This is a genomic window from Paenarthrobacter sp. MSM-2-10-13 (genome assembly GCF_011605365.1).
In the GTDB taxonomy this organism is placed as follows: Bacteria; Actinomycetota; Actinomycetes; order Actinomycetales; family Micrococcaceae; genus Arthrobacter.
The window spans coordinates 752,894-768,586 of the sequence record NZ_JAAOXO010000001.1 but is presented as its reverse complement, the minus strand read 5'-3'; the positions used below and the strand labels follow the sequence as shown (position 1 = coordinate 768,586).

Genomic DNA, 15,693 nt, shown 5'->3' with positions numbered 1-15,693 from the left:
CCAAGGTTGTAATCAGATTTATTAATTCGGCCGGTCAGACTAGCCCATGGGGTTGCCCAATGACCGTGCCAACTCCTTGAGTTCCTTGACCATGAGCGCGCCTTGCTCGTCCGAATATGTAGCCTTCAGTGCTGTCACGGACAGACCGAGGCTGGGGCCATGGGCTCCATGAGTGGGGACAGGAACGGCCAGGCACACCACCCCCACGGTGGACTCTTCGTCTTCGAACGCGTACCCCTGCTTACGGATAGCGGAAATCTGCGCCTTGAGCTCCTCAGCAGTCTTGAGGGAGTTGGCAGTCATGGTGGGGAGCGCCATGCCATCAGGGAACATGGAGTCGATATCGTGATCGTGCAGCTGCGCAATGAGCGCCTTACCTACGCTGCACAGCGAGACGGGCATCTTGTCGCCGATATTGGACGTTAACCTAACGGCCGGGTGACCCTCGTACCGGGCCAGGTAGATGACGTGATCACCGTCGAGCATCGCGATCCTTACGGTCTCCCCGGAGAGCGTAGGGGCCTGCTCACAGTATTTATAGAACTCCTGGACCTCGTCGAGTCGACTGAGATAAGCAGCACCGAGTTCAACGAGCTTTCTACCCAAGGCAAAATCCGCGCCCTGCCTGGTGATGAGGCGGGCCTCTTCGAGCGCCAACAGCAAATTGGAGGTAGAAGACTTGGGGATGCCGAGTTCACGCGAGAGGTCGCTGAGCGTCAAGCGGCCTGCAGGCGACTCCGCAAGCGCCTCCAGCACCGCAGCGGCACGAGTGACGGCGGGCGCCGGCGATGAGGCGCCCAGCCCTTCGGAACGGGAGGAGCGGGAATCGGCCATGATTCTCCTTCAACATCGCAATTCGGTGTCCATTCTGCTGAACATTACTCATCATAGTGGAATGAGGACCGCGAGAAGGGCTGGAACCCGACCGCCCTAACCCTTGGGCATGGGCCATACTTTTCAAACCCAAAAGTTCTCTGTATATTCATCTTCGAGCTCTCCACCGCGGCATCCCCCAATAGTCGTGGTGGAGAGCTCATCCATTTCCCCGACCAGTTCTACGCAGCAGCGAGTTCCTCACCCCGTATGGACCAGCTGCCACCGGAACCGTCCCGCACCAATTCCCAGGTGACGATGCCAGACTCCGGGTTGTCTCCCAAGCGAATCTGAACCTGCCAGACTTCAACATCTACCCGCCCCTGCCCCCGCGGCATCCGCCGGGAATCCTCCCACCAGGCAACCCGCTCAAACCAGCGGACAGGTTCCACAACCATGGGCCACTCCCTACCTCCCCGCACTATTACTGCCGGGGCACCTTGCTCAACTGTGGGGATGTATACCTGCTCCATGCAAAGAACCGTAGGGGGTGGCTCTGACATTTAAGGTTTGCGGAAGCTATCGATCCGAGCCGGGATTCGGAGGCACAAAAAACCCCGCCGCCCAAGCCTTGTGACTTGAACAGCGGGGTTTTCCTTGGTGGGTCCTACCGGGATCGAACCGATGACATCCACGGTGTAAACGTGGCGCTCTACCAGCTGAGCTAAAGACCCAATGTGCTGTTTCCGCGCTTCGCAACTTCCTCCGCGCTTCGACCAACGAACAATGACTCTACATGATCAACCGCCGGAAACACCAATCGGCTCATGAGCCCGGGGAAGATCCGGCAAAGTGCGTGCCAGGTAGTCCAAAGCGCCGCTCACACCCAGCTCCAGTTTCAGCTGTGCAAAGTCATCCCCACGGGTAGTTCCGCGGTTGATGATAACCACTGGCTTTTCCGCTTTAGCAGCGTGCCGCACGAACCGCAGTCCACTCTGAACCGTCAGTGACGACCCCGCCACGAGGAGTGCCTCCGCATCATCCACCATCCCGTAAGCGCGGGCCACACGGTCCTTGGGGACGTTCTCTCCGAAGTACACAAAGTCCGGCTTCAACGTCCCGCCGCAGATGGGGCACACAGCCATAACGAACGAGGTGATGAGCTCAGAATCCTCTACCGTGGCATCGGCATCCGGAGCCATTTCCACCACTCCGGATTCCAACGCGGCTTCCAGGAAACCGGGATTGATTTCTTCAAGGATTGCTGCGATCAAGCGCCTGCTGAAGGTGTGCCCGTTATCCAGGCAAATGACCTGGTCAAAGCGCCCATGCAGGTCCACCACGTTGAGGCTTCCGGCGTCCTCGTGCAACCTGTCAACGTTTTGGGTGATAAGACCTGTCAGCAAACCTCGCCGCTCCAGAAGGGCGACGGCCACATGCCCGGCATTAGGATCGGCGTGCCTGAGATGGGACCACCCAAGGTGGTTCCGCGCCCAATAACGGCGACGATTCGGCTCACTTCCTATGAACTCCTGGTAGGTCATGGGGTTCCGAGGCGCAGAACCCGGTCCTCGGTAATCAGGAATTCCGGAATCGGTACTCAACCCGGCCCCCGTGAGAACAGCCAAGCGCTTCCCCCCAAGGAGATCCAAGGCAGCCCTCAGTTCTTCCAGTTCCTTGGGGCTCAGTTGCGCGGCCGGCGCAGGGGCCATGCTGGCAAATCCAGTCATACCCACCCCGGGGCTGTGACGGCTCACGACTACTGCCCTGCCAACGCCGACAACGCCCGACGGTACTCGGCAAAGTCCCTTGCCTGGCCGCGAGGGTTGATAACCACATATTGGACGAGTCCCGAAGCGTCGATGATGAACGTCCCCCTCAACGCCATGCCACTCGCTTCGTCGAAGACACCGTAGTTTCTTGCTACCGCCCCGTGTGGCCAAAAGTCTGCCAAGAGATCAAAGCCGAACTGCTCGTGCTCAGCGTAGGCCCGCTGGGCGAACTTACTGTCAACGGAAATGGCCAATACCGTGGCGTTCGAATCCTTGAAGGCAGCGATGTTGTCGCGAATCTCACAAAGTTCCCCCGTGCAAATCCCGGAGAAGGCAAAAGGAAAGAACACGACAACAACGTTGCGGCCTTGAAAGTCGGTCAAGCGCACAGGCTCACCGTACTGGTTCAGCAGTTCAAAATCCGGTGCGAGCTGCCCTACTTGGGGAGCGAGCATGGAGGCAGCTACCTGTTGGACTTCGGTCACTTGTTCTTCTTGGGCACCAAACGCGTGGCGCTCCAGTCCTTTGAAACCCCTGCCGATGTAGTCAGGTGCAACCCGGAGGTGGGTGCGGCATCCTGGATGTCTGCCGGAGATACGTAGTTGTCACGGCCTGACTTTGGCGTCAGCACCCAAACAACTCCGCCTTCCTTCAGGTTGGTGAGAGAGTCCATGAGGGCATCAACAAGGTCACCGTCGCCGTCACGCCACCAGAAAACAACAGCATCCACGACATCATGATCATCTTCATCCAACAACTCGGAGCCAGTGACATCTTCGATGTCCTCACGCAAGTCGAAATCGACGTCGTCGTCGTAGCCGCGTTCCTGAATCAGATCCCCATCTTTGAAACCCATTCTTTCCGCCACATTTACCGATGTGGCGGCGTCGGCCTCGCTCACGTTTCCTCCTTTTGCAGTGACTTCCATTACTAACAGCCAACACCCTTTGGGCGTGTGCTTCAAGCCATTGTCCCAGCCAGCGGCCATATTCCGCATTCCACACGGTGTTTTGGGTCCTCGAAGATCGCGTGCTTTGCGTCACGGAGGGGCCCGGACTGTGACATACAACGCTCCTCAGGTCCCGCGGCTACGCATCGCGACGCCGCGAAAGCTAGAGTGGCCATGAGTGCTACGGCTGCAGGGCGATCGCCCCGGGAAGTTCCCAAAGGCAGCCACGCGCTCACAAGACCTGCCCGGCGCATCCGACCGGGCTGTTGAAACAGAGATGTCGCACACGACGCGTTCACGACGGGCAGATACCCTGCCGGACTTGAGGCGCCGATGCATGCGCCTAAAGGAAGGTTGGACGTGGCTGCAGGAGAAGAGACCTCACACATCCTCAGCGGGTTGACTGCCCAGCTGCCTGATCGTGATCCGGAAGAGACCGCGGAGTGGATTGAGTCCCTTGATGCGTTGATCGCGGAGCAGGGTACCGAGCGTGCCCAGTACATTATGCGTTCGTTGTTGCAGCGTGCTGGTGCGAGGTCGGTGGGTGTGCCGATGGTGACGACCACTGATTATGTGAACACGATCCCGGTGGACCAGGAAGCACAGTTCCCGGGGAACGAGGAGTTCGAGCGCCGGTACCGGGCTTATATGCGCTGGAACGCTGCGGTGATGGTCCATCGTGCGCAGCGTTCCGATATTGGTGTGGGCGGGCACATTTCCACCTATGCCGGTGCTGCGACCCTGTATGAGGTGGGGTTCAACCACTTCTTCCGCGGCAAGGACCACCCCTCGGGCGGGGATCAGGTGTTCTTCCAGGGCCACGCCTCGCCGGGCATGTACGCCCGGGCGTTCATGGAAGGCCGCCTCACGGAAGAGGACTTGGACGGGTTCCGTCAGGAAAAGTCCAAAGAAGGCCACGCCCTGTCCTCCTACCCGCACCCGCGCCTGATGCCGGATTTCTGGGAATTCCCCACCGTGTCCATGGGTATCGGCCCGATGAACGCGATCTACCAGGCCCAGTCCAACCGGTATTTGCAGAACCGTGGCATTAAAGACACCTCGGATCAGCAGGTCTGGGCGTTCCTGGGGGACGGGGAAATGGACGAGCCCGAGTCCCGTGGCCTGCTCCAGCTCGCCGCGAACGAGAACCTGGACAACCTGAACTTCGTGATCAACTGCAACCTCCAGCGCCTGGACGGACCGGTCCGCGGTAACGGCAAGATCATGCAGGAGTTGGAGGCGTTCTTCCGCGGTGCGGGCTGGAACGTGATCAAGGTCGTCTGGGGCCGTGAGTGGGATTCCCTCCTGGAAGCGGACAAGGACGGGGCGTTGGTGAAAATCATGAACGAAACCCCCGATGGTGACTACCAAACCTACAAGGCCGAGTCCGGCGGGTTCGTCCGGGAACACTTCTTCGGCAAATCCCCGCAGACCAAAGACATGGTCGCGGACCTGGACGACGAGCAGATCTGGGGCCTCAAACGCGGCGGTCACGACTACCGCAAGGTCTACGCCGCCTACAAGGCAGCCACCGAATTCAAGGGCAAACCCACCGTGATCCTGGCCAAAACGGTCAAGGGCTACGGCCTGGGCCCCCACTTCGAGGGCCGCAACGCGACCCACCAAATGAAGAAACTCACCATGGAAGACCTCAAAGCCTTCCGTGACCACCTCCGCATCCCCATCAGCGATGACCAACTCGACGCTGACCTCTACCGTCCCCCGTACTACCACCCCGGCATGGACGCCCCCGAAATCAAATACCTGATGGACCGCCGGGCAGAACTTGGCGGGTTCGTCCCCGAACGCCGCCGCACCCACACCGAAGTCACCCTCCCCGAAGCGAAATCCTACGAAGTGGCCAAACGCGGATCCGGGAAACAACAAGCCGCCACCACCATGGCCTTCGTCCGGCTGTTGAAGGACCTCATGCGGGATAAAAACTTCGGCGCCCGGTTCGTGCCCGTCGTCCCCGACGAATCCCGCACCTTCGGGATGGACGCGTTCTTCCCGACCGCGAAAATCTACAACCCCAAAGGCCAGAACTACCTCTCCGTGGACCGCGACCTCGTCCTGGCCTACAAAGAATCACCCGCCGGACAACTGATCCACCCCGGCATCAACGAAGCCGGCGCCGTCGCAGCGTTCACCGCCGCCGGGACCTCCTACGCCACCCACGGCGAACCCCTGGTCCCGATCTACGTGTTCTACTCCATGTTCGGCTTCCAACGCACCGGAGATTCGTTCTGGGCCGCAGCGGACCAAATGACCCGCGGCTTCATCATCGGCGCCACCGCAGGACGAACCACCCTCACCGGCGAAGGACTCCAACACGCCGACGGACACTCCCCCATCCTGGCCTCCACCAACCCCGCCGTGAAAACCTACGACCCCGCCTACGGCTACGAAATCGGCCACATCATCCGCCACGGCCTCGAACAAATGTACGGACCCGACAGTACAGACGGCACCGGTGAAGACCGGAACGTGATGTACTACCTCACCGTCTACAACGAACCCATCACCCAACCCGCGGAACCCGAAAACCTCGACATCAACGGACTCCTCAAAGGCATCTACCGCCTCGCAGAAGCCCCGCAAGGCGACTCAAACCGGCCCACCGCGAACATCCTCGCCTCCGGCGTGTCCGTGCCCTGGGCCATCGAAGCAGCCCGGATCCTGAACGAAGACTGGGGAGTCGCCGCCGAAGTCTGGTCCGTGACCTCCTGGAACGAACTCCGCCGCGACGGACTCGCCGCCGAAGAACACGCCTTCCTCAACCCCGGCCAACCCGCCCGCACCCCGTTCATCACCGAACAACTCAAAGACACCACCGGACCCGTCATCGCCGTGTCCGACTACATGAAAGCCGTCCCCGACCAAATCCGCCAATTCATCCCCAACGACTTCGCCTCCCTCGGAGCAGACGGCTTCGGCTTCTCCGACACCCGCCAAGCCGCACGCCGCTACTTCAAAAACGACACCCACTCCATCGTCGCCAAAACCCTCCAGCTCCTCGCCGCCAAGGGAGAAGTTGAAGCAGGTGCGCTGGAAAAGGCGATCGAGAAGTACCGGCTCCTGGATGTGAACGCCGGCACCACCGGCGGAGCAGGCGGCGACGCCTAACTGATAGTGGGTGACTCACGCAGTCACCAGCTACGCCAGCACTAACCGCGACGGCGGCCTTCACCGAAAGGTGAGGGCCGCCGTCGGGTTTTAACCGGGCTGGGCGTGCCGGCAACGACGTGACCAGCAACAACAAGAGTTGTAGCCTTCGCACAAATGGAGCTTGTCCGGGATGGGCCGTATGCTCGTTCCATGGCAGAGCCGAGCAAAACCACTACCAAGCGCAAGGCAGCGCCCCGGGCATTGTCACCTGAAAAGGCCGAAACCCTGCGGCAACTCCGCGCCAATGTGGGCCAATTGTCCACCAGCACCATGCGCCAACTGGAGAAGTCTTTGCCGTGGTATGGCCGTCTGAGCTCCGACGAGCGTTCGGCCTTGGGACTGGTGGCCCAGAACGGTATTGCCGCCTTTGTGACGTGGTACGAGAGGCCCAGTTCACCGTCGTGGATTCTCACCGACGTCTTTGGCAACGCCCCTACTGAGCTGACCCGCTCCATCAGCCTGCAAAAGGCCCTGCAACTGATCCGCATCGTTGTGGAAGTCGTGGAGGACCAGGTACCTGTCATTGCGCCGGAATCGGACCAACCCTCACTCCGCGAAGCCGTCCTGCGCTATTCGCGGGAGGTAGCCTTCGCGGCCGCCGATGTGTATGCACGGGCTGCCGAATCCCGAGGTTCATGGGATACGCGCCTTGAGGCGCTGATCGTTGACGCTATTCTGCGGGGCGAAAACACTGATGCCCTGAGGTCCCGAATCGCCGCCCTTGGCTGGAAAGCTCAGGAGCGATTCACCGTAATGGTGGGAAATTCGCCCTCGGAACCAAGCGCAAGTTACGTTAGCGAACTCCGCCGCACTGCCGGCCGCTTCGCCGAGGACGCACTCGTAGGAATCCAGGGTGATCGGCTCATTCTCATCCTTGGCGGCCTGCAGGACCGCGACACCGCCTACGTCAAGCTCAGTGAGCTTTTTGCCCCTGGCGCCGTGGTCTACGGACCGGAAGCAGGTTCCTTGCTGGAGGCGAGCGGTTCAGCCCAGGCGGCGTTCGCAGGGCTCACTGCGGCCCGTGCGTGGCCTTCCGCACCACGGCCCGTAGCTGCCGACGATCTCCTTCCGGAGCGGGTTGTTTCCGGTGATGACGCCGCCCGCAGATCACTGATCAAAAACATTTACAGGCCTCTGCTGGCCGCCTCCAATGGCCTCGTTGAGACCTTGGGAACGTACTTGGAATTGGGGCACTCACTGGAAGCCACTGCGCGTGAACTGTTCGTCCATGCCAACACTGTGCGCTACCGTTTGAAGCGTGTCTGCGACGTAACAGGGTGGGATCCCCTCCTCCCGCGGGAGGCGTTTGTGCTGCAAACGGCGCTGGTGGTAGGCCGTCTTTCAGCCCAACCAAAAGCCGCTCCCGAACGTCACGCGTCACGTTCACAGAACTGAACCGTTGTAGACTTCCTACAAACTGACCCAGTGAGCTTGGTGTACCAAAACACCAGTGGATCACGCGCCAATTTGGAAAGCTGGATACGTGCTTGCAATCGTCTGCCCTGGACAGGGCTCCCAGACCCCCGGATTTTTGGCCCCTTGGCTGGAACTCCCCTCCGTCGAAGGCCAATTGGCCGCACTAAGCGAAATCGCAGGCATTGACCTCAAGGCCCACGGAACCACGTCGGATGAAGAGACCATCAAGGACACTGCCGTAGCGCAGCCCCTGATCGTCGCTGCCGGCCTGGTGGCTGCCAAGTCCTTGTTCGATGTCGAACTCAGCACACTTCCCGTCATCCTCGCCGGGCACTCCGTCGGCGAAATCACGGCGTCAGCCCTTGCCGGTGTGCTCACCGAGCCCGAGGCAATGACCTTCGTTCGGGAACGCGCAAACAGCATGGCCGCAGCAGCTGCCGTGACGCCCACGGGCATGAGTGCAGTTGTGGGCGGAGACCCCGCGGAGGTCCTGGCAGCTATTGAAGCCGCGGGCGCCACTCCGGCCAACGTCAACGGGGCCGGACAAACAGTTGCCGCGGGGACGTTCGAACAGCTCAAGGCTTTGGCGGACAACCCACCGGCGAAGGCCCGCGTCATCCCGCTGAAGGTTGCCGGCGCCTTCCACACTTCCCACATGGCACCGGCGGTCAGCGCCCTCGAAGCCCTCAAGCCGTCCTTGTCGCCGCAGAACCCGGCTGTTCCGCTGTTGTCCAACTTCGACGGCAAGGAAGTTACAGCAGGTCCTGCAGCCGTGGAAAGCCTGATTGCGCAGGTCTCACGGCCGGTCCGCTGGGATCTGTGCATGGAAACGCTGGTTGAGCGCAGCGTCACCGGCGTCATTGAACTGGCACCGGCCGGCACACTCGCAGGGCTCGCAAAGCGCGGCATGCCTGGCGTCAAGACTGTTGCCGTGAAAACCCCGGATGACCTGTCCGCGGCTCTCGCGCTCTTCGCAGAACTGGAGGGACAGGCATGAGCACTCCCGTATTGAACAAGGCTGTTGTCAACGAGAATGCCCGCATCCTGGGCATCGGTGCATACCGCCCGGATGTCATCGTCACCAACGACGACGTCTGCCAGTGGATCGACTCCTCGGATGAATGGATCCGCCAGCGCACCGGAATCATCACCCGCCACCGCGCTGCTGCTGACGTCAGCGTCATCGACATGGCAGAAGGCGCTGCACGCGAAGCGCTCAAGCAAGCCGGAATCGAAGCCTCCCAACTGGGCGCCGTGATCGTGTCCACCGTGACACACCCTTACGCCACTCCGTCGGCCGCCGCTGCACTCACCGACCGTTTGGGCGCGACGCCGGCACCGGCCTTCGACATTTCGGCCGCCTGTGCAGGGTACTGCTACGGAGTGGCCCAGGCCGATGCCCTGGTACGTTCAGGTGCAGCCCAGTACGTCCTGGTTGTCGGTGCGGAGAAGCTCTCCGATGTCATCGATAACCACGAGCGCACCATATCCTTCCTGCTCGGCGACGGCGCAGGTGCCGTTGTGGTTGGCCCATCTGAGACTCCCGGCATCGGCCCCTCGGTCTGGGGCTCCGATGGAAGCAAGTGGGACGCCATCGGCATGACCCACTCCCTGGAGGACGTCAAAAAGCTGGGCGAATCCGCGCGGCACTCCGATGAAACTGACGACCCCGCCATTCTTTCGGCAACCCAGGATGTTTGGCCCACCCTGCGGCAGGACGGTCAGACCGTTTTCCGCTGGGCCGTCTGGGAAATGGCCAAGGTAGCGCAGCAGGCTCTGGACGCCGCCGGCATCGAAGCCAGCGACCTCGCTGCCTTCGTTCCCCACCAGGCGAACATGCGCATCATTGACGAGATGGTCAAGAAGCTCAAGCTTCCCGAATCTGTTGTCATCGGCCGCGACATCGCCCAAGCGGGCAACACGTCCGCGGCATCCATCCCGTTGGCAACACACCGCTTGCTCCAGGAAAACCCTGAGCTGAGCGGCGGCCTGGCACTGCAGATCGGGTTCGGCGCCGGACTGGTCTTCGGCGCCCAGGTAGTGGTTCTGCCGTAGCCGGGCCTCCTCCCGGTCACCTGGCAACAGCCCAACTGAATACGACTTACAAACCCAAGCCGCAACCCGCGGTTTGCCCCCTTTCCGGCAGTAGCCGGTCCAACAAGAAAAGGAGCCAACAATGGCTAGCAACGAAGAGATCCTGGCCGGCCTGGCTGAAATCGTCAACGAAGAAACCGGCCTCGCCACCGAAGCCGTGGAGCTGGACAAGTCCTTCACCGAGGACCTGGACATCGACTCCATCTCCATGATGACCATCGTCGTGAACGCTGAAGAAAAGTTCGGCGTACGTATCCCGGACGAAGAGGTCAAGAACCTCAAGACCGTCGGCGATGCCGTCAGCTTCATCGCCAACGCACAGGCCTAGTCCTGTCACCAGCTGTGCCGGGCCGGGATCCCTATCCTTGCGCCCGGCACAGCCGCAGTAACACCCATAGATTTTCTTGCCTCCCCCTGTGAACCGCGCATGCGGGACGGCTATCCGACAGAGAGTGATCGCATGGCACGCAAAGTAGTCATAACCGGTCTGGGGGCCACCACTCCCATCGGCGGCGACGTACCCACAATGTGGCAGAACGCGCTGAAAGGGGTCTCCGGCGCCCGCACGCTTGGCGACGAGTGGGTGACCAAGTACGACCTCCCCGTCCACTTTGCTGCACGGTGCTCGACGCCGGCACTCGAGGTCCTGAGCCGCGTTGAGGCCAAGCGCATGGACCCCTCCACGCAGTTTGGTGTCATCGCAGCGCGTGAGGCATGGTCTGACTCCGGGATCGAAGAAATCGACCACGACCGGCTCGCCGTAGCATTCGCCACCGGCATCGGCGGTGTCTGGACGCTGCTGGATGCGTGGGACACGCTCAGGGACAAAGGCCCCCGCAGGGTCCTGCCCATGACTGTTCCCATGCTCATGCCCAATGGCGTGGCAGCCGCTGTCAGCCTCGACCTCGGTGCCCGCGCTGGCGCGCACACTCCCGTTTCGGCCTGCGCATCCGGCACCGAGGCCCTCCACCTCGGATTGGACCTGATCCGCTCCGGCAAAGCAGACGTTGTGGTGTGTGGTGGTGCTGAAGCTGCCATCCACCCGATGCCCTTGGCTGCGTTCTCCTCCATGCAGGCCTTGTCGCGTCGCAACGACGAGCCGGAACGTGCCTCCCGTCCATACGACATCGACCGTGACGGCTTTGTCATGGGCGAAGGCGCCGGCGCCTTGGTCCTCGAGGCCGAGGAACACGCGATCGCACGAGGGGCGCGCATTTATGCCGAACTCGCTGGGACGTCCGTCACTGCCGATGCCTACCACATCACGGCACCGGACCCGGAGGGCCTGGGCGCAACCCGTGCCCTGAAGGCGGCCATGTTCGATGGCCGGATCCAAGCGGAGGACGTGGTGCACGTCAACGCACACGCCACCTCAACTCCCGTTGGCGACAAGCCTGAGTACACGGCCCTACGTGCCGCCCTGGGCACGCATGTAGACAACGTGGCGGTCTCCGCTACCAAGTCGCAAATGGGTCACCTCCTGGGTGCTTCAGGGGCCGTTGAGGCTGTCCTGACCGTACTGGCCGTCTACGAGCGCAAGGCACCGGTAACTATCAACCTCGAAAACCAGGATCCCGAGATCCCCCTCGACGTCGTGACGTCCGTTCGCGATCTTCCCGCCGGCGACATCGTGGCCCTGAGTAACTCCTTCGGCTTTGGTGGGCACAACGCCGTCATCGCTGTCCGGAACGTCTGAGCGAGGATTTACGCAGCCATCCCAATGAGACAAAAGAAGGGCCCCACCAGCAGGCGGGGCCCTTCCTTTTGCTATGGGGAAACGCTTAAATCGGTTTTGTTACCCGACCTGGTGCAACCAGCGCACGGGCGCACCCTCAGCTGCGTGACGGAAGGGTTCCAATTCCTCATCCCACGCTTCGCCCAGCGCCAGGGAAAGCTCATGGTAAACGGCGGAGGGGTCTCCTGCGCCGGACTCGTAGGCGTAGCGGATGCGGTCCTCCGTCACCATGATGTTGCCATGAACATCAGTGACGGCGTGAAAGATACCTAGCTCGGGTGTGTGGGACCAACGTGCACCGTCTACCCCCTGGCTGGGTTCTTCAGTCACCTCGTAGCGCAGGTGTGCCCAGCCTCTGAGAGCGGACGCCAATTGGGCCCCCGTACCCGGAGCGCCGGTCCACGACAACTCCGCCCGGAACATTCCCGGCGCGGCAGGTTGAGGGGTCCACTCAAGATCGGTTCGCTTATCCACGACCGATCCAATGGCCCACTCAACGTGCGGGCAAAGTGCCGTTGGGGCCGAGTGCACGAACAAGACACCGCGGGTTGTTGCAACAGACATTCCATCCTCCATAGCTGTAGGTACGTCTTCCCCAACGACCTCTGCCTGGATGTTTGCTGTTGCTGCCGGATGCCATGTAAATCATGCGGGCCCTGACAGGCTATTTAGTTTTCTTGGTACTAAAGACGATATTGGCACAGATTTAACCCTCAACCATGAATTGAAGGTTTCCCCCGTGGTGCTTTCATTTTGCCGTACCCTGCCCGTTTCCGCCAGTATCGCACGTGCGGGGCATACTCAGGCCCTTGGGTGCGCTTGCTGGTAGCTCTTCCGGAGCCGGTCCACCGAAACATGGGTGTAAATCTGCGTGGTTGCCAGACTGCTGTGACCGAGTATCTCCTGAACAGCGCGCAAGTCCGCTCCCCCGTCCAGCAGGTGGGTGGCCGCGCTGTGCCTGAGCGCGTGCGGCCCAGTGGCAGAGGTGTCACCCAATGCCTGCAGCAGCTCACTCACCACAGCTCGGATTTGGCGCGGATCAACACGCTTGCCACGCAATCCCAGGAACAAGGCTGGCCCGCTCGTGGAAGTCACTACAGCCGGCCTGCCCCGCCTCAGCCAGTCATCCACCGCCACAGCTGCCGGAACACCGAAAGGAACAGTACGCTCCTTGTTGCCCTTACCTAGCACACGCAGCGTGCGTCGATCGGGATCAAGATCGTCGATGTCCAGCCCGGCCAATTCACCCACACGGACACCAGTGGCATACAAGAGCTCCACCATTGCCCTGTTGCGCAATGCCATTGGACCACCATCGGCGGCAGCAGTATTCAGGTCATTCACCATCCGGGAGACCTGCTGCTGCTGAAGGACACCCGGCAGGGACTTCTCCCGCTTGGGTGCCTGCAGACGGACTGCGGGGTCCGTCCCGATGAGTTCTTCCCGCAACAACCATGCAGTGAAAGACCGGGCCGTTGCGGCCCGGCGCGCCAGCGTGGCCCGCGCCATGCCTGACTCGCTCTGCGCTCCGAGCCAGCGCCGCAAGGAGCCCAAGTCCAGTTGCCCAAGTTCCTGAACACCCTCCAACGCGGCAAAGCCAAGGAGACTCTCAACATCGGAAATGTAGGCGCGGACTGTGTGCGCAGACCTTGCCCGCTCCCCCTCCAAGTAGCGTCGAAAGTCGTCGACCGCATTTTGAAGCGGTGCTGGTAGTGATTGTCCGTCCACCCTTCCCACTGTGCCAGCCGCAGGTGCCAACCAGGCGCATCAACATGCATCCTCCAAGGGCTAAGAAGTGTTGGTCCGTTTCCAGGCGCCCCGTTCCGAGGTGGCCAAACCCAGAAGCCCCAGCCGGCCCAGGCCCGCGCGGACGGCATCCGCGCTCAGGCCTGCCACCACCGTCAGCTTTTCCACCGAGCTTGTGGATCTAAGCGGCAAGGCATCCAGGAGAATGAGGTCCTCCAAGGACAAGCCGTCATGCACGGAGGCGTCGGAGGCCCGTCCCTCACTTGTGCTCTCGCCGATGGCGCCGGCAAGCTCTGCAATCTCCCCGACGTCGGTGACACAGACGGCTCCCCCGTCACGGAGAAGGCGGTGGCATCCGGCCGAGTTGGCACTGTGAATGGATCCGGGGACAGCGGCAACAACCCTTCCGATGGTTTCGGCATGATGGGCCGTATTGAGGGCTCCCGATCTCCATCGTGCCTCCACGACCACGGTTACTGATGCCAAGGCTGCGATGATCCGGTTCCGTTGCAGGAACCTGTACCTGGTGGGTGCGGACCCGGGCGGGACCTCTGACAGGACAGCCCCCTGTGTGGACACTGCCCGAAGGAGGTCCTCGTTACCCGATGGATAGAAGCGGTCCACGCCTCCTGCCATGACGGCGATGGTGGGCAGGCTGGCTACTCCGCCGCTCAAGGCACCGCGGTGGGCATGGGCGTCAATGCCATAGGCCCCGCCGGAGACCACGGTAAATCCGCGCTGCGCCAGGCCGTAGGCGAAGTCGCCCGTGACGGAGGCTCCGTAGCTGGTGCTGTCCCGCGATCCAACCAGGGCAATGGCCTGCCCGACAGACGGCAGAGGCTGTTCCCCTCCCCGCCACCACAGGCAAAGAGGTTCCTGAAGTCCCAAGCCTTCCAATTGTTCGGGCCATAGCTCATCGCCCGGGACGATCAACCGCCCTCCCAGCCTGTTCATGGTTTCCAGGTCCCGGTCCGGCGCGAGATCAGCAATTCGGGGTGCCCATCGTCGAAGGCTCGCCGGTAGCCCTGCCCATGACGAAGGTCCGCCTCCTTCCATCAACAGCCCTGAGATCTCCCGCTCGAGGTTTGGCCCTGCGCGCAGTTCACCGGTTGCGACACCCAGAGCATCTATTGCACCTACTGCCCGCACCAGTGCCAGGCCTACAGAGTCCTGCGGCTCCATGAGCCTGGCCAATGCCGCCCTGGCAATTCGTTCTCTCTCTTGCTTCCCTGCACCAGCCATGGCTGTGAATCCTTTCGCGTCTCTTTTACTCATGTGCCGGTGGCAGCTTGATGACTCATGTGGCAGTCGCAGCTTGGCGCAAGCCCAAAGCCTGACCAATATGGTCGATGTCCGGAGCATCCCGGTGCCCCAGATCTGCCAGCGTCCATGCCAGCCGCAGGACGCGATCGTAGCCGCGTGCAGTGAGGGTGCCCCGCTCGAGTGCAGTGTCCAGAATCCGGGTGGTCCCTGGGGCCAGCCGCAGCTCACCCCGAAGGGTGCGCCCCGGCACCTGCGAATTGGTCTCGAGCCCCATCTCCACCAGACGCTCAAGTTGCCTCTCCCTGGCCGCCAACACCCGTGCAGCGACAGCGCGTGTGTCTTCTTCCTCGCCGGCATGGCCAAAGTCAGCCAAAGACACCCGCTCAACCTGTAACTGGATATCCACGCGGTCCAGCAGAGGCCCGGAGATCCGCCCGAAATATCTCCGGCGCATCATTGCCGTGCACGTACAGTCCATGCCTTTCCCTGAGGCTTTGCCGCATGGGCAGGGATTTGCGGCGAGTACCAGCTGAAACCTGGCGGGGTACGCCGCCGTGCCCGCCGAACGGTGGATGACCAGCTCCCCGCTCTCCAGAGGCTGCCTGAGGGCATCCAGGACCCGGCGCTCATATTCCGGAGCCTCAGCACAAACTCGCAGAACATACCCCACTCGGATACAAGAAACCGCCCCATGCAGGCAAGCGTGGGACGGCATAACCATTGTATCACTATTCACA

At 61.7% G+C, this 15,693-nt stretch carries 15 protein-coding genes and 1 tRNA gene; 6 read left to right on the top strand and 10 right to left on the bottom strand.

Features of this window, described 5'->3' with window-relative positions:
* Positions 1-39: 39 nt before the first annotated feature.
* From HAV21_RS03710 to HAV21_RS03685, 6 genes are all read right to left on the bottom strand, one after another.
* A complete protein-coding gene (locus HAV21_RS03710) occupies positions 40-834 on the bottom strand; it encodes an IclR family transcriptional regulator (protein ID WP_142938961.1) in 795 nt (264 codons plus the stop codon).
* Between the two features lie 221 nt (positions 835-1,055).
* Positions 1,056-1,346: a hypothetical protein gene (locus HAV21_RS03705; protein WP_166840466.1), complete on the bottom strand. Its 291-nt coding sequence runs from the start codon at positions 1,344-1,346 to the stop codon at positions 1,056-1,058.
* Positions 1,347-1,471: 125 nt separating this feature from the next.
* Positions 1,472-1,547 (bottom strand) — tRNA-Val (locus tag HAV21_RS03700).
* A 66-nt stretch (positions 1,548-1,613) separates the two neighbouring features.
* On the bottom strand, positions 1,614-2,543 hold the full coding sequence (locus HAV21_RS03695; protein WP_208095840.1) for an NAD-dependent protein deacetylase: 930 nt from the start codon (positions 2,541-2,543) through the stop codon (positions 1,614-1,616).
* 29 nt (positions 2,544-2,572) lie between these two features.
* A complete protein-coding gene (locus HAV21_RS03690) occupies positions 2,573-3,070 on the bottom strand; it encodes a peroxiredoxin (RefSeq protein ID WP_166840463.1) in 498 nt (165 codons plus the stop codon).
* Entirely contained in the window at positions 3,067-3,486 is a 420-nt protein-coding gene (locus HAV21_RS03685) for a DUF3052 domain-containing protein (protein ID WP_024817136.1), read from the bottom strand. The genes HAV21_RS03690 and HAV21_RS03685 overlap by 4 nt, the downstream gene beginning before the upstream one ends.
* A 381-nt stretch (positions 3,487-3,867) precedes the next feature.
* On the opposite strand from HAV21_RS03685, the gene aceE reads away from it, so the two are divergent.
* The 6 genes from aceE (at position 3,868) to HAV21_RS03655 (ending at position 11,908) form a co-directional block, all read left to right on the top strand.
* A complete protein-coding gene (aceE, locus tag HAV21_RS03680; protein WP_208095836.1) occupies positions 3,868-6,660 on the top strand; it encodes a pyruvate dehydrogenase (acetyl-transferring), homodimeric type in 2,793 nt (930 codons plus the stop codon).
* Positions 6,661-6,852: 192 nt separating this feature from the next.
* Positions 6,853-8,097 (top strand): helix-turn-helix domain-containing protein, encoded by a 1,245-nt coding sequence (locus HAV21_RS03675; RefSeq protein ID WP_166840460.1) that lies wholly within the window; start codon positions 6,853-6,855, stop codon positions 8,095-8,097.
* Positions 8,098-8,185: 88 nt separating this feature from the next.
* The gene (locus tag HAV21_RS03670) at positions 8,186-9,115 is read left to right on the top strand and encodes an ACP S-malonyltransferase (protein WP_347877599.1); all 930 of its coding nucleotides are present in this window, start codon (positions 8,186-8,188) and stop codon (positions 9,113-9,115) included.
* Positions 9,112-10,173, top strand: a complete 1,062-nt coding sequence (locus HAV21_RS03665; RefSeq protein WP_142938954.1) for a beta-ketoacyl-ACP synthase III — start codon at positions 9,112-9,114, stop codon at positions 10,171-10,173. Before HAV21_RS03670 ends, HAV21_RS03665 begins: the two co-directional genes overlap by 4 nt.
* Positions 10,174-10,294: 121 nt before the next feature.
* Positions 10,295-10,540, top strand: coding sequence for an acyl carrier protein (locus HAV21_RS03660; protein ID WP_011692310.1), 246 nt, complete (start codon positions 10,295-10,297; stop codon positions 10,538-10,540).
* Positions 10,541-10,672: 132 nt separating this feature from the next.
* Entirely contained in the window at positions 10,673-11,908 is a 1,236-nt protein-coding gene (locus HAV21_RS03655; RefSeq protein WP_142938953.1) for a beta-ketoacyl-[acyl-carrier-protein] synthase II, read from the top strand.
* Positions 11,909-12,007: 99 nt separating this feature from the next.
* On the opposite strand, the gene HAV21_RS03650 is transcribed toward HAV21_RS03655, so the two are convergent.
* From HAV21_RS03650 to HAV21_RS03635, 4 genes are all read right to left on the bottom strand, one after another.
* Positions 12,008-12,511, bottom strand: coding sequence for a DUF3145 domain-containing protein (locus tag HAV21_RS03650; RefSeq protein ID WP_018776197.1), 504 nt, complete (start codon positions 12,509-12,511; stop codon positions 12,008-12,010).
* Positions 12,512-12,748: 237 nt separating this feature from the next.
* Positions 12,749-13,675, bottom strand: a complete 927-nt coding sequence (locus HAV21_RS03645) for a tyrosine recombinase XerC (RefSeq protein ID WP_347877598.1) — start codon at positions 13,673-13,675, stop codon at positions 12,749-12,751.
* Positions 13,676-13,735: 60 nt separating this feature from the next.
* Positions 13,736-14,968: a DNA-processing protein DprA gene (gene dprA / locus HAV21_RS03640; RefSeq protein WP_166840456.1), complete on the bottom strand. Its 1,233-nt coding sequence runs from the start codon at positions 14,966-14,968 to the stop codon at positions 13,736-13,738.
* A gap of 22 nt (positions 14,969-14,990) precedes the next feature.
* Positions 14,991-15,671: an ATP-binding protein gene (locus tag HAV21_RS03635; protein WP_243753090.1), complete on the bottom strand. Its 681-nt coding sequence runs from the start codon at positions 15,669-15,671 to the stop codon at positions 14,991-14,993.
* Positions 15,672-15,693 lie beyond the last annotated feature (22 nt).